Genomic DNA, 13,771 nt, shown 5'->3' with positions numbered 1-13,771 from the left:
ACGTTCCCCCGGGCGCACGGCCTCCCGATCCGGAGGAGATCGCTCGATCCGGAGGACGCGATCCCGCATCCGGACCTCCCGTTCGTACGTTCTCCTCCGGATCGAGCGCCGACATGGGCGCCGAGACCGCCTGCCGCTAGTGTTTTCCCCGGGCCACTCACGAGGGGGAACACATGTCGGTAGGTCTGCTCGCCGTCGTCGATGACATCCTGAGTGCTGCGATGAAGGCGTCCGCGAAGGCGGCCGGCGTCGTGATCGACGACGCCGCGGTGACGCCGCAGTACGTGCAGGGGATCACCCCCGCTCGCGAGCTGCCCGTCGTGGCCAAGATCGCGCTCGGGTCGCTGGTGAACAAGTTCGTCATCATCATCCCGATCGCCCTGCTCCTCACGGCGTTCGCACCGTGGGTGCTTCCCTTCCTGCTGATCCTCGGCGGCACCTACCTGTGCTTCGAGGGGGCGGAGAAGGTGCTGGAGTGGTTCGGCTTCCACCACGGCCACGCCGAGGAGGGCGCGAGGGACGAGAACAGGCTCGTCTTCGGCGCCGTGCGCACCGATCTCATCCTCTCCACCGAGATCATGCTCATCTCGCTGTCCAACCTCGAGGACGGGATGGGCATCTGGATGACGCTGGGAGTGCTCGCGGTGATCGCGCTGATCATGACCGCCGTCGTCTACGGCGCGGTCGCGCTGCTCGTGAAGATCGACGACATCGGCCTGAAGATGGCCAAGAACCCCTCGCAGCGGGTGCGGCACACCGGCACCAGGATCGTGCGATCGATGCCCGCGGTCTTCCGCGTCATCAGCGTCGTCGGCACCGTCGCGATGCTGTGGGTCGGCGGGCATCTGCTGCTCGCCAACCTCGGCGAGGTCGGGCTGACGTTCTTCTCGGACCTGCTCCACGATGTCGAGCACCTGCTCGAGCCGCTCGGCGGCGTGGTCGTCTGGGTCGGCGAGACCCTGATGTCCGCGATCGCCGGGCTCGTGGTGGGACTCGTCGTCGTCGGCATCGTGCTGCTGATCGGGCGGATGCTCGGACGCGAGCCGAGCTTCACCGAGGGCGGGGAGTCGCCCGCCGCCGTGCACTGATCGGACCGAGCCTGTGTGCCCCCGTCCAGGTCGCAGATTCGGTCGCTCCGCGGGGGCGGAAGCAGCACATTCCGCGACCTGGAACGCGCGATAACTAGATTGAGCGCAGGATCTGCGACCTGGAAGGCGGGATACGAGGGCTCAGACCTCGGCGCGCCTGGGCAGCACCCATCCCGCCCGCGGGAAGTGGCACGTGTAGCCGTTCGGGTAGCGGATGAGGTAGTCCTGGTGCTCGGGCTCGGCCTCCCAGAACGGGCCCTCGGGCTCGATCGTCGTGACGGCCCTGCCGGGCCACAGGCCGGAGGCGTCCACGTCGGCGATCGTGTCGCGCGCGATGCGCTCCTGCTCGGGGCTGAGCGGGAAGATCGCCGAGCGGTAGCTGGTGCCGATGTCGTTTCCCTGACGGTTCAGGGTCGACGGATCGTGGATCTGGAAGAAGAACGCCAGGATGTCCCGGTAGGTCGTCTGCGAAGGGTCGAAGACGATCTCGACGGCCTCGGCGTGACCGGGGTGGTTGCGGTAGGTGGCGTGGTCGTTCTGACCGCCGGTGTAGCCGACGCGGGTGTCCAGGACGCCGGGCTGACGGCGGGTGAGATCCTCCATGCCCCAGAAGCATCCGCCGGCCAGGACGGCCGTCTCGGTGCCGGGGGTGCGGGTGATGGCTCCGGTGTCGGTCATGATCGCTGCTCCTTGTTCTGCGCCGCGGATCGCGGCGTCATCCAGGACAACGAACGAGGGCGTCGTTTTGGTCCCGGATGCCTGAGAGGCGGCTGTCGATCGCTCCGCGCCGCCCTGTCGAAGACTCCTCCTCAAGCGTACGCTCACGCGTGAGGATGGGTTCCGAGATCCGGAGGTCGAGATGTCCGATTTCGTCCAGCTGCACCCGCGCGACTTCCATGCCGCCGGCGGGGTCGAGGACTGGAGGGTGCTCTTCTGGGGCGCTCACGTGTTCTATCGGACGCCGTCCTTCGCCGAAGGCGCGCGCTTCGTCGGCGCGATCGCCGACGCCGCAGCAGCGGTCGGTCACGAGCCGGACGTCGATCTGCGCCCGGAGGGCGTCGTGGTCCGCTCCTGCAGCCGCGCGGACGGGGCGCTGAGCTCCAAGGACGCAGAGCTCGCCGCCTCGATCAGCGCGGCGGCGCACGGCTTGGGCCTGCAGGCGGATCCGAGCATGCTCCAGGTCGTCGGGATCGCCGTCGCCCAGGATGCCGGCATCGACACCCGCCCGTTCTGGGAGGCGGCCTTCGGGTACGTCAGGGTCGGGGACGAGGATCTGATCGATCCGCTCCGGCGAGGCCCGCACCTGTGGTTCCACGAGCTGGATCCGCCGCGGCCGGGCAGGGGCCGCACGCACATCGACGTATCGGTCCCCGCCGATCAGGCGGGCGCCCGCGTGGATGCCGCCGTCGCAGCCGGCGCACGGCTCGTGGGCGGGAACGCGGAGCAGGGCTGGTGGACGATCGCCTCCCCGGACAACCACGGCGTGGACATCGCGGGCTGGGCGGACGACGAGGCCTGAGAGGGCCGCCGTCCGGCCGCGATCACGACGCACCGCGCCCTGCTAGCGTCGATCCTGCGCACCCGACGGCGCAGACCAGGAGAACGACGTGCACATCCGGGATGCCACCTCCGCCGACCTCGAGGCGATCACCGCGATCTACAACGACGCGGTGGCGAACACCACGGCCATCTGGAACGAGACCACGGTCGATGTCGCGAACAGGGCGGCCTGGCTCGTGGACCGCGCACGGTCCGGCTATCCGGTGCTCGTCGCCGCCGAGGGTCCGGAGGTCCTCGGCTACGCGTCGTTCGGCGACTGGCGGGCCTTCGACGGCTATCGGCACACGGTCGAGCACTCCGTCTACGTGCGCGGCGACCAGCAGGGCCGCGGCATCGGGAAGGCCCTCATGGTCGAGCTGATCGCGCGGGCCCGCACGATCGGCAAGCACGTCATGGTCGCGGCCGTCGAGAGCGGCAACGTCGGCTCGATCCGGCTGCACGAACGGCTCGGCTTCACCGGCGTCGGCACTCTTCCGCAGGTCGGCGCGAAGTTCGGCCGCTGGCTGGATCTCACCTTCCTCCAGCTCGTCCTCGACGAGCGCCGGGCCCCGGACGCCTAGGTCGTGTTCGACAGTCCTCTCTCCGCATCGGCGTACGAGGTGCTCGGCGTCGCCTCCCACGTCGACGACGACGAGCTGCGCCGCGCGTACCGGCTGCGGCTGCGGCAGACGCATCCGGACACCGGCGGGGATGCGGCGGCGTTCATCCAGGTGCAGCTGGCCTGGGAGCTCATCGGCTCCCCCGAGCTGCGGGCCGCCTACGATCGCGGCAGCGAGAGCGCGGACGATCTGCAATGGGCGGGACGGAGAGCCGCGGCATCCTCCGGCACACGGCCCCGTGCGAGGTCCTACGGGGTCGCAGGCGCCTGGCGACGCGAACGCTACCTGGCCATGGCGCGGCAGCGGGCCGAGGGCGGCATCGCCGACCCCTACGCGCCGGCCTTCGTCCGGTCCGCGCCGTGGGGGATGCGAAGGATGCTGGCCGACGCCCTCGCCGAGGAGGACACCGCGCAGGCGATCGCCGACCTCGGGATCGGGTTCACGGCCTGGCACGACGTCGCGACGTCATCGGATGCCGAGGAGAAGCTCGATCACGTCGTCCTGAGCCCCACCGGCCTCTACGGCCTCACGAGCGAGGACTTCGGCCGGCCGGTCGGCTTCCGCGGCGGTGATGTCATCGGCGAGCCGACGCCCGTGGCCGATCTGCTCACCCGCATCCGCTCGGTGTCCCGCGCCGCGCGCGTGCGCTTCGGCGGGGCGGTCTTCGTACTCCCCGACGATGACCTCGCCGAGCCCGTGATCCCCCTCGGTGCGGTGTCGGGCCTCCCGGTCGTGGCGGTGCGCCGCAGTGCTCTGCGCACGACCCTGCGCACCGGAGTCCCCGGCGCGCGCACCGTCGGCGGCAACGAGCTGTTCGACGTCAGGACGCGGCTGAAGAGCAGCATCCGGCTTGTCTGACGACGAGACCGAGCGCGCAGGAGGAGACACGATCGGGCGGACATCCTCCTGCGCGGCGATGCCGGCCTCGGGGCAGGAGACGATCGTGCCCGGCTCCGGCGCCGCGGCCGGCGGAGAGCGGCTAAGCGAGCCGCCAGTCCGCGAAGTCGAACCCCGGCGACACCACGCAGGAGACCAGTACCTCCTCGTCGTCCAGCGGGCGCGCCGCCTGCCACACGCCGGCGGGGACGAGCACCTGGGCCGCTTCCCCCGGTCCGAGGACGATCGGGGTCACGACACCGGGAGAGGCCGCGTCGCCGCCGAGGCTGAGCTCGAGACGCCCCGGCCCGTGCCAGAGCCAGATCTCGTCGCTGGTCACGACATGCCAGGCGCTGGCCTCGTCCGACTGCAGCAGGTAGTGGATGCAGGTGGCCGCAGGGCGCGCGCCGCCCGGGGTCTCGACGGCGACGGCGCTGGTCCAGGTCCGCCGGAACCAGCCGCCTTCCGGATGCGGTTCGAGATCGAGGCGCTCGGCGGTCGGAGGACGTCTGGTCATACCGCGGATGCTATCGCGAAGGCGGCCGTCGACCGAGCCGCCCTCAGTCGTCGCCGCGGCTGAACACGCTGCGCAGCCCGAAGAACACCACCACGGCGACGACCGCCACGATCCCCAGCTTGGCGATGAACCACAGCAGGGAGAACAGCGCGCCGACGATCCACCAGGCGATCACCACGGCGACGATCACGCCGACGACGGTCCAGAGGGTGTTCTTCGTCATGATCCCAGCCTATGTCGCTGGGACCGCCCGCACGGGGTGCCCGGACCCCCTCGGGCGGGGTCCCGGGATCGGAGCCGTGGGCCGGGAGGGCATACCGGCCCACGGCTCTCGCAGAATGCTCAGGCAGCGGATGGGCGGAAATGGCACCCCGATCGGGGGTCATTTCAGGAGCGTCCATGGCGCCGTCGCGGGTCCGTGAGGCGGTGCATCGCGGACGCCACCGTCCGGCGCGGGATGAGCCGCGATGCCGCGGCCAGGACCCGGTTCATGCCGCCGTCGATGACGCTGGGGCCAGGATTGCGGGAGTCGAGATGGCGCAGGGCGGTGGCGACGACCTCCTCGGGCGCGCGCATCCGTGCACCCGCGGTCGCGTCGTCGGTGCCGACGACCTCGTTGAATTCCGTGCTCGTCGCCCCCGGCGACAGGGCGAAAACAGTGAGGCCCGTCTGCCGCAGCTCCGCCCAGAGCGACTCGGTGAAGCTGAGGACGAAGGCCTTGGCGCCACCGTACACCGCCATGTGGGGCGTCGGCGTGTACGCGGCCATGCTCGCCACGTTGATGAGGAATCCCCCGCCCGCCGTCCGCAGATCCGGCAGGAAGGCGGCGGCGATCTGGACCGGAGCCGCGACGTCGACGGCGATCTCCTGGGCGAGACGGTCGGGGTCCTCGTCTTCGAATGCGCCGAACGTGCCGAACCCCGCGTTGTTGATGACACTCGTGACGGCCAGTCCGTGCCCATCGACGGCGGCCTTCAGCTGCGCCCCGGCAGAGGGGCTGGAGACGTCGAGCGGCACCACGGCGACCTCCACGCCGTGATCGGCACGCAGTTCGGCGGCGAGCGCCTCGAGGCGGCCCACACGCCGGGCGACGAGGACGAGCCGCGCTCCACGGGAGGCCAGCGCTGCGGCGAAGCTCCGGCCGATGCCGGAGCTCGCACCGGTGATGAGGACGGTCTGGGACGCATAGTCGATGGTCATACTTGTCACTATATGCCTACCTGGCACTGCATGCCAGATAGGCATCGTAGGATGGCCTGATGAGGACAGCGACAGCGTGGGATCGACAGCGGGCGGCGCTCCGCCAAGAAATCGCCGACGCGGCTCTGGAGCTGTTCGTTCGGCATGGCTTCGAAACGACGACGGTGGATGCCATCGTGGATGCAGTCGGCATCTCGCGACGATCGTTCTTCCGTTATTTCGGCACGAAGGAGGATGTGCTGCTCGGCGACCTGAATACGAGGGGGGACGCCGTCGCACGTGCCCTCGCCGCACGCCCGGCCACCGAGGGCGCCTGGGAGGCCCTTCGCGGGGCGATGGTGGATGCTCAACCCGAGACGTTCCACGATGCCCGTTCCGATCTCGCCGTCGCGCGCATGATGCGGGACACCCCGTCGCTCAGAGCCCGCCGCTCGGAGAAGCGTCAGTACTGGCAAGAAGTTCTCACCCCCCTCGTGGCGAGGCGCATTCCCGCGGAGGATGCCGAGCTGCGCGCGGCCGCGATCGTGTCCGCGATGCTGGCCTGCGTCGATGTCGCGTCCGACGCGTGGGTCGACTCCGAGGGAGAGGCGGATATGGAACGCCTCTACGACAGCGCGGTCGCGGCCATCCGCAGCTGAACGCGAACGGCGCGAGACGCCGCCTCCGTTCATGACCGATCGGTCGCCCACGCGACGATGTCGGCGAGGATGCGCGGGTCTCCCATGTTCCCCGGCACGATGACGCACCGGTGTCGGCGACGGCCGTCCACCTGCCACACGCTGATCCCCGGGGCGACCTGGCCCAGCACGCGGGCACGGCGGACTCCGAGGCTGCTCCTGATCACGTCGGCGGAGGTGATGCCGCCCTTGGTGACGACCAGGTCGACCCCATCGGCGAGCAGACCGGCGGCGGTCGTGAGCGCGCTCATCACGGCGGCGCCGTCGGCGAGGGTGCCGTGCGCGCTGCGCCTGTGCCGTTCGGTCGCGACGAGGCGCAGTCCTCCGGGGCGGGAGAGCGCCGCCTCCGCCGAGGCCGCTCGCGCGCCCTCAGCCTCCGGGTTGCGCAGCGCACGGACGGTGTCGATCACGGTGGGCTCGCCGAACCGCTCCGTCAGATGCGACAGCTGCTCACGCGCGCCGTCGGTGTGCGAGCCGCAGACGACCAGCACGGGGCGCGAGCTGCACAGCTCGGCGACAGCGAGCGGCGAAGCGCTGAGAACCCCGGCGAGGGCGGCCGCCAGCGGCGCCGCAGAGCGGACGGTCACCGGCCTGTGATCCCATGCGCTCTGCACTGCGGAGGCGATGGCGGAGATGTCGTCACCGGTCTCGGCGTCCGGGAGCACGAACGCCCCGTCCGGCGCATCGAGCAGGATCCGCTCCACGTCGCCCGCACGCACGGCCTCGATGCCGACCGACATCGCCATGGCATCCGATCCCTCCTCGACGAAGGCGGCGAGCTCGCTGGTCCCGAATCCGAACACCGGGTCGCGGGCGTACTCCGTCTCGGCGACCGGGACGAGCCGACCGCCCTGTGCGACGAGATGGACCCCGGCCCGTGTGATCCGCCCGCCGTCGGGGAAGGCCGGCACGAAGAGCGTCACCGCCCCGGTCTCCGACGCCGCGCGCGACTCGGCGAAGACGTGGCCGCGCAGAGTCGAATCGCCGCGCAGCACGAGTCTCACCTCGACGCCCAGGCGCCTCGACACCTCGTCCGCGATGTCCCTGACGCCGCGCACGAGCGCGACCGCCTCCGCCTCCGCGAGCGCCCTGCTGTTGGTCTGCAGGTACACGCGGTCCTCGTCCGCCAGCACCTCGGCCAGCGCATCCGCGTCCCAGGTCAGCAGAACCGTGACGTCCGTCGCCATCTGCGTGCCGGTGGGGTCGTCGTCGAGGACGACGATGCACTGCCGCGTGCTCATGTCGCGTCCGCCGCCAGCCGGCGCAGCAGCCGGTGGGCGTTGCGGGTCGATCCGAGACTCGCCCGCCCCGTCCCGACGATGTCGAACGCGGTGCCGTGCGCCGGCGTGCAGATCGGCAGCTTGAGCCCCGCCTCCAGCGTCACTCCCCCGTCGAAGGCCCTGGTCTTCAGCGCGATCTGCCCCTGGTCGTGATACATCGTGACGATGCCGTCGAAGGTTCCGTCGAAGCCGCGGAGGAACAGCGTGTCGCAGGGGAAGGGGCCCGACGCCTGCACGCCCTCGGCCGCGGCGAGCGCGACGCCGGGTCCGATGGCCGTGATCTCCTCCTCTCCGAAGAGGCCGTGCTCCCCCGCGTGCGGGTTGAGCGCGCACACCGCGATGCGCGGCGCTGCGACGCCGGAGGAGACGAGCAGACCGTGCAGCAGGAGCACGGAGTCGCGCACCGACTCCGGCGTGACGAGATCCGGCACATCCCTCAGCGCGACGTGCGAGGTCACCCGGGAGGTCCAGAACGTCGTGCTGACGTTGATCTCCGATGCGCTCGCCGCCGCGCCGAGTCTCGCCTCGAACCAGCGCATCTCATCGGGCTCCGTCATCCCGCCCAGATGCAGCGACGTCTTGTTCAGCGGACCGAACTGCAGGCCGGACACGCGACCATCGGCGCGCAGCTCGAGCGCGCGCTCCAACCCGGCCAGCGCCCAGCGCCCGTTCGCCTCGCCGACCGCGCCGACCTCTTCGGGATACTCGATGTCGATCTCCTCGAGGACGACCCCGGGAGTGTCGAGCAGCCGATCCACGTCCGCGTCGATCCCCGCCTGCGTGAGCCCTCTGGCGAGCTCCGCCCTCGATGAGATGATCACGACCGGCTCGTCATCCTGTCCCCCGAGCTCCCGGAGCAGGCGGACGAGCAGCTCAGGGCCGACGCCGGCCGGGTCGCCTGCGGTGAGCGCGACGGCCGCGCTCACCGCAGGAACTCCGCGGGCATCTTGGCCCCGAGCACCGGCACGATCGTCGGGAACTCCGCGATGCGGATGGTCGCGCTGCCATAGGGGACGAGCTCGACGATGTTCGCCCAGCGTGCGGGAACCGGTCCGTCCGGAGGGTTCCCGGCGTTGCCGCCGTCCCGGCGCCACTCGGAGAGCGTGCGGATGCCGACGCCCGTGACGCGCGCCGGCACTCCCGTGCGCCCGAACGGCACCTCGGGAACGGGATGCCGCTGCACCTGCCACTCCTCGAGCGGCACCGGCGCGTCCGGGTACAGCCCGAAGTTCCAACTGCGCTCCGGGAAGACCTCCCACTCGCCCATGCCCCTGGCATCGGGGACGGGACGCCAGCGCTCACCGGCTGTCGCGACCATCACCAGCGGACCGAGTCGCACGCCGACCGCCTGCCGCTCCCGCTTGACACGACGGGGGCGCATCGGAAGGGTCAGCGCGACCTCGTCGCCCGCCTCCCACCGGCGCGTGAGGTCGACGTACCGCTGCGCATCGGCGTCGACCTCCACCCGCTCCCCGTTCAGCACGAGATCGGCGTCATCCGCCCAGTCCGGGATCCGCAGGCGCAGCGCGACCGCTCGCGTGGCCGTCGTCCCCGTGACGCGGAAGGTGATCGTCTCGTCGAAGGGGTAGTCGGTGACCTCCTCGATCGTGACCACCCCACCGCCCACCTCGGCGGTCACCGTCGACGGCCCGTAGGCGGTCACCGCCAGAGCGTCGTCCGCGGTCATCCACAGCGCCGCGACGAACTTCGGCCACCCCTGGTGGTAGTTGGCCGTGCAGCATCCGAAGTGCGGCTCGAGCCCGAAGACGTTCGCGCCGTTGGTGCTGTATGCCCAGTCTCGATCAGCCGTCGACGCCTCGATCTGATTGGCCTGCTGATGGTACTGGTGCGCACGCATGAGCGGATCGGACGACGCGGGAAGCAGATTGTAGGCGGCGCCCTCCAGCAGATCCGAGTAGGAGCCATCGCCCGTGACGCGCGCCGCGATCTCCATGGTGAACATGTACTCGACGACCTGACAGGTCTCCACCCCGCGCACAGCCTCCCGCCCGGCGAGCCATTCCTCGCCGGAGAACATGCCGTGCACCATCCCGTGCCAGCGATCCAGGTTCTCCAGCGCGCGCCGGGTCTCCTCGTGCGGGTCCCCCTCGCCGAGCATCATCGCGCGCACCGCCGGGTTCTTCAGCGCCATCGCCACGTTCGGGCCGTGGGTGCGATGGTCGAAGCCCATCGCCCTCCCCGTGATGAGCCCCTCGCCCAGCGCGTGCTCCCAGTCCAGTCCCTGCGCGAACAGCAGCCGTGCCAGCTCGATCCACTCCGCACGGGGGCTGCGCTCGTGGACCCAGGCGAGAGCAAGGACGTTGTCGACCGCGCGCGCCGCCGCCCAGCCCTGGAGGGGCCGCCCGGGCAGCTCGCGCAGCTGGAAGGCGAAGTAGCGCTCGAGGAACGGCAGCACGCGTTCGTCGCCGGTCACCTCCGCATGCTGCTGCAGCACCTTCGCCGCGACCATCCTCGTCCACCAGTCCTCGTTGGACGCAGGACCGAACTGGCCGCTGGGCTGCTGGCTCTGAAGCATCCATTCGATCCACTTGCGCGCCCGCTCGATCAGCTCGGCGTCGCCGAGCAGATGCGCCAGCGGGACCAGCCCGTCGAGATAGTACGGGCCGCGCTCCCAGCTCTCGCCCGTGCCGCCGAGCCAGCCGGAGTCGGGGCCGAGGTCGTCCCACAGCTCCTCGATGGATCCGGACAGGCCGTCGGCCTGTATCCGCAGCTGCCGGCGCAGCCATCCCGAGGGGATGACGGCCCCGAGCGGCAGGGGGGAGAAGGCGGTGTGGATGGATGGCATGTGTTCTCCTGGGGTCGACATGGAATCAGCCGCGCAGCGCGCCCTCGGTGAGGCCACCGATGTAGAAGCGCTGCAGCACGAGGTAGAGGACGAGGCAGGGGAGGATGGCGACGGTCGTGCCCGCCTGCAGCAGCCCCCAGTCGATGGAGCCGTACGCCCCGGTGCGGATGTTGACGAGCATGACCGACAGCGTGAAGTTCGCGCCGTCGTTGAGCAGCAGCAGGGGGATGAAGAACTCGTTCCACGAGACCAGGAACGCGAACAGCGCCACCGTGACCACTCCGGGCAGGACCAGGGGCAGGGAGATCCGCAGGAACACGCCCAGCGAGCTCGCGCCGTCCACGCGGCCGGCCTCCTCCAGCTCCACGGGGATCGCCTCGAAGCTGTTGCGCATCAGGAAGATGCTGAAGGGCAGCTGGAAGACCGTCAGCACGAGCCCGACGCCGACGAGACTGTCCTGCAGGCCGGCTCTCGCGAACATGAAGTACAGCGGGAGCACCAGCGTCGCATGCGGCACCATCAGCACCGCGATGACGGCGAGGAACACGATGTTCTTGCCGCGGAACTGGAAACGGGCGAAACCATAGCCGCCGAGGGTCGCGATGACGATGGTCAGCAGGACCGAGACGCCGGCGACGATCAGCGAGTTGCCGACGTACTGGCCGAGGCCCTCGCCGTTGGCGACGAGCTCGGCGTAGTTCTCCCCGCTCCACTGCTGCGGCCACAGGGTGGGCGGGGAGGAGCTCGCCTCGGCCGGGGTCTTGAACGAGTTCAGTGTGGACCACAGCAGCGGGAACAGGAAGAGGAAGGCCAGGGCGATTCCGACGATGTGATACGGGATGCCGATCAGGGTGCGTCGCCCGCTCCGGGTCCGTCGGCCCTGAGCCGTCGTGAGCAGCTGGGTGCGCGTCGTGGAGGTGGGGGTGCGGTCGATCGTGGTCATTTGTCCGAGCCCTTCACGAACTTGAGCTGCAGCCCGTTGATGATCACGAGCGCGACGAGCATGATGATCGACAGCGCAGCCGCCTTGCCGAGGTCGAAAGAGGTGAACGCGGTGTTGTAGATGGACATCACCAGCGTCACGGTGGTGTTGTCGGGGCCGCCCTGCGTCATCACCATGAACTGGTCGAAGGCGAGCAGGGATCCGGTCACCGACAGCACCAGCAGCAGTGCCAGCGTCGGGCGCAGGAACGGCAGCGTGATGTAGAGGAAGCGCTGCCAGGAGTTCGCCCCGTCCATGACGGAGGCCTCGTTGACGCTGGAGGGGATCGACTGCAGCGCCACGAGGAGGATGATCACCTGGAAGCCGACGAACTTCCAGGTGATCATGAACGTCACGGCGAGCGTCGCGCTCAACGGCGTCTCGAAGAACCCGACGGGGCCGTCCGCGATGCCGAGCCATCTGAGCGCCTGGGCGTAGATGCCGACCTGGTCGTTGTAGTTCACGACCCACATCAGGCTGGCGGTGGAGAGGCCGACGACGTACGGGGCGAAGATCGCGATCCGGTAGAACTTCGCCCCTCGACGCTGCGTGTTCAGGAACGCGGCGAGCAGGAGGGCGAGGACGAAGATCGCCACCGTCGCGAGCGCCGTGTAGCCGAGGGTGAACAGGATGGCGCCGATGTAGCCGGGATCCGTGAAGATGTCGACGTAGTTGCCGATCCCGATGAGGGTCGGCGCGCCGAGCAGCGGCCAGTCGCTGAGCGACATGAAGAGCACGATCGCGAGCGGCAGCACGAACAGCACGAGGATGGTCACCGCCGTGGGGCCGATGAACGCCCACCCCGCCAGCTGATGACGGACGCTGCTGCGCGCCCCTCGGGCCCGGCGCGTGCGCGACGGACCCGAGGGAACAGAGGTGACGACCACGATCAGTTGGCTCCGTCCAGCAGCGCCTGGATGGCCTGCTGCCCCGTGGCGAGCGCGTCGGGGTCGTCGTTGAACACCACGCCGCGCACCGCCGTGAGCCACGGGCCGTTCGGCGAGTTGATCGCCTCGCCGTAGGGAAGCGCGGAAGGGGTGTAGCCCTGTTCCATGCCTGCCGTGATGGCGGCGAGACGGGGATCCTCGGCGGTGTACTGGTTGCCGGCGAGATCCACGCGCACGGGGAGGTTCCCCGCCTTGGCGACGATCTCGACCTGCGCCTCGTCCTCGAGCGTCCACTCGATGAAGTCCCACGCAGCGTCAGGGCTCTTGGTCGTGCTCGTCACCCCGATGACGTCCCCTCCGACGAAGGTCCCGGTCGCGGAGCCGTCCGCGGTCGCCAGCGGCATGTAGCCCCATTCGAAATCGACGGACTCGTTGACCGTGGGGATCGAGTACGAGCCGTTCGGCCAGATGCCCACCTTCCCCTGCAGGAAGGGCTCCTGCTGGGTCGTGGTATCCCCGGTCGAGGCTCCGGAGGGGACGAGTCCGTCCGCGTAGAGACGCTGATACAGGCCGAACCACTCGGCGAGCGCATCGCTGTCGATGTCGGCCGTGGTGCCATCTGCGCTGATCGGCAGCTCCCCCGCCGCTCGGGCGACGCCGAAGGACGTGTAGGCGTTGCAGCCGGCGCAGTTGCCGGGGAAGTAGAAGCCGTAGGTGTCGTCGCCGAGCGCGGTGATCGCCTCCGCCGCCGCGTAGATCTCGTCGTAGGTCTTCGGCGGGTTCTCCGGGTCGAGGCCGGCGGCGGCGAAGAGGTCCTTGTTGTAGAAGATGAAGCTGGAGTCGACCTTGTGCGGCACCGCATAGGTCTTGCCGTCGAAGGTCGAAGCGTCGATGTGGGCCTGGACGAGATCGTCCGCGAACGGCAGGTCGGCGACCCTGTCGGTGATGTCGAGATACACCGACTGCTTCGCGTAGTTCGGGGCGTAGACGACGTCCGAGGCGAGGATGTCGGGCAGCGATCCGGCGCCGGCCGCGGCCCCGACCTTCTGCTGGAAGCTGTCGGAGGCGACGATCGTCAGCTTGATCTGCGTGTCGTGGTCGGCGTTGTAGGCGTCCACGAGCGCCTGCGTGTAGTCCTGGGTGGACGAACGCGCCCACATGGTCAGCTCATCGGCCTCGGCCGATCCGCCGCCTTCCGTCGAACCGCCGCATGCCGTGAGAGCGAGCGCGGCCGCCAGCAGACCGGCGCCGGCGGCAAGAGTCCTTCGTACTGCAGTCATTGTTGCTCCTCGTTGAGTG

Annotated in this window: 15 protein-coding genes; 5 read left to right on the top strand and 10 right to left on the bottom strand. The window is 69.9% G+C overall.

The genetic code is table 11. From position 1 onward, the window contains the following. The first annotated feature begins 173 nt into the window (after positions 1 to 173). Complete coding sequence (locus ACYVGQ_RS04900; protein WP_460783419.1) at positions 174 to 1,088, top strand: DUF808 domain-containing protein; 915 nt, start codon at positions 174 to 176, stop codon at positions 1,086 to 1,088. A gap of 141 nt (positions 1,089 to 1,229) precedes the next feature. Here the strand turns inward: ACYVGQ_RS04900 and msrA are convergent, their stop codons facing one another. Then, positions 1,230 to 1,766 carry a peptide-methionine (S)-S-oxide reductase MsrA gene (gene msrA, locus ACYVGQ_RS04895; protein WP_460783418.1) on the bottom strand — a complete coding sequence of 179 codons (537 nt, stop codon included), beginning with the start codon at positions 1,764 to 1,766 and terminating at the stop codon, positions 1,230 to 1,232. 181 nt (positions 1,767 to 1,947) lie between these two features. Here msrA and ACYVGQ_RS04890 point away from each other — a divergent pair, with 181 nt between their 5' ends. From ACYVGQ_RS04890 to ACYVGQ_RS04880, 3 genes are all read left to right on the top strand, one after another. Continuing rightward, a complete protein-coding gene (locus tag ACYVGQ_RS04890) occupies positions 1,948 to 2,607 on the top strand; it encodes a VOC family protein (protein ID WP_460783417.1) in 660 nt (219 codons plus the stop codon). An 88-nt stretch (positions 2,608 to 2,695) separates the two neighbouring features. Beyond that, on the top strand, positions 2,696 to 3,208 hold the full coding sequence (locus tag ACYVGQ_RS04885; RefSeq protein WP_460783416.1) for a GNAT family N-acetyltransferase: 513 nt from the start codon (positions 2,696 to 2,698) through the stop codon (positions 3,206 to 3,208). A gap of 3 nt (positions 3,209 to 3,211) precedes the next feature. Continuing rightward, positions 3,212 to 4,105 carry a J domain-containing protein gene (locus ACYVGQ_RS04880; RefSeq protein WP_460783415.1) on the top strand — a complete coding sequence of 298 codons (894 nt, stop codon included), beginning with the start codon at positions 3,212 to 3,214 and terminating at the stop codon, positions 4,103 to 4,105. A gap of 121 nt (positions 4,106 to 4,226) precedes the next feature. Here ACYVGQ_RS04880 and ACYVGQ_RS04875 read toward each other — a convergent pair whose 3' ends face one another. From ACYVGQ_RS04875 to ACYVGQ_RS04865, 3 genes are all read right to left on the bottom strand, one after another. Then, on the bottom strand, positions 4,227 to 4,640 hold the full coding sequence (locus ACYVGQ_RS04875) for a cupin domain-containing protein (RefSeq protein ID WP_460783414.1): 414 nt from the start codon (positions 4,638 to 4,640) through the stop codon (positions 4,227 to 4,229). A 43-nt stretch (positions 4,641 to 4,683) separates the two neighbouring features. Further along, the gene (locus ACYVGQ_RS04870) at positions 4,684 to 4,863 is read right to left on the bottom strand and encodes a hypothetical protein (protein WP_460783413.1); all 180 of its coding nucleotides are present in this window, start codon (positions 4,861 to 4,863) and stop codon (positions 4,684 to 4,686) included. Positions 4,864 to 5,027: 164 nt separating this feature from the next. Beyond that, positions 5,028 to 5,840: an SDR family NAD(P)-dependent oxidoreductase gene (locus tag ACYVGQ_RS04865; protein ID WP_460783412.1), complete on the bottom strand. Its 813-nt coding sequence runs from the start codon at positions 5,838 to 5,840 to the stop codon at positions 5,028 to 5,030. A gap of 59 nt (positions 5,841 to 5,899) precedes the next feature. On the opposite strand from ACYVGQ_RS04865, the gene ACYVGQ_RS04860 reads away from it, so the two are divergent. Next, on the top strand, positions 5,900 to 6,478 hold the full coding sequence (locus ACYVGQ_RS04860) for a TetR/AcrR family transcriptional regulator (RefSeq protein ID WP_460783411.1): 579 nt from the start codon (positions 5,900 to 5,902) through the stop codon (positions 6,476 to 6,478). A gap of 29 nt (positions 6,479 to 6,507) precedes the next feature. Here the strand turns inward: ACYVGQ_RS04860 and ACYVGQ_RS04855 are convergent, their stop codons facing one another. Genes ACYVGQ_RS04855 through ACYVGQ_RS04830 form a run of 6 tightly spaced genes read right to left on the bottom strand, consistent with a single transcriptional unit; the run spans position 6,508 to position 13,752 of the window. Continuing rightward, positions 6,508 to 7,758: a four-carbon acid sugar kinase family protein gene (locus ACYVGQ_RS04855; RefSeq protein ID WP_460783410.1), complete on the bottom strand. Its 1,251-nt coding sequence runs from the start codon at positions 7,756 to 7,758 to the stop codon at positions 6,508 to 6,510. Further along, positions 7,755 to 8,723, bottom strand: a complete 969-nt coding sequence (locus ACYVGQ_RS04850) for a 4-hydroxythreonine-4-phosphate dehydrogenase PdxA (protein WP_460783409.1) — start codon at positions 8,721 to 8,723, stop codon at positions 7,755 to 7,757. Before ACYVGQ_RS04850 ends, ACYVGQ_RS04855 begins: the two co-directional genes overlap by 4 nt. Then, complete coding sequence (locus tag ACYVGQ_RS04845) at positions 8,720 to 10,603, bottom strand: beta-L-arabinofuranosidase domain-containing protein (protein WP_460783408.1); 1,884 nt, start codon at positions 10,601 to 10,603, stop codon at positions 8,720 to 8,722. Before ACYVGQ_RS04845 ends, ACYVGQ_RS04850 begins: the two co-directional genes overlap by 4 nt. A 25-nt stretch (positions 10,604 to 10,628) precedes the next feature. Further along, positions 10,629 to 11,546 carry a carbohydrate ABC transporter permease gene (locus ACYVGQ_RS04840; RefSeq protein ID WP_460783407.1) on the bottom strand — a complete coding sequence of 306 codons (918 nt, stop codon included), beginning with the start codon at positions 11,544 to 11,546 and terminating at the stop codon, positions 10,629 to 10,631. Next, entirely contained in the window at positions 11,543 to 12,472 is a 930-nt protein-coding gene (locus tag ACYVGQ_RS04835) for a carbohydrate ABC transporter permease (protein WP_460783406.1), read from the bottom strand. The genes ACYVGQ_RS04840 and ACYVGQ_RS04835 overlap by 4 nt, the downstream gene beginning before the upstream one ends. A gap of 2 nt (positions 12,473 to 12,474) precedes the next feature. Then, a complete protein-coding gene (locus ACYVGQ_RS04830; RefSeq protein ID WP_460783405.1) occupies positions 12,475 to 13,752 on the bottom strand; it encodes an ABC transporter substrate-binding protein in 1,278 nt (425 codons plus the stop codon). Positions 13,753 to 13,771 lie beyond the last annotated feature (19 nt).

The organism is Microbacterium tumbae (assembly GCF_054780175.1).
Note: the sequence above shows the minus strand (reverse complement) of the source record. Positions and strands in the feature narration are given on the sequence as shown.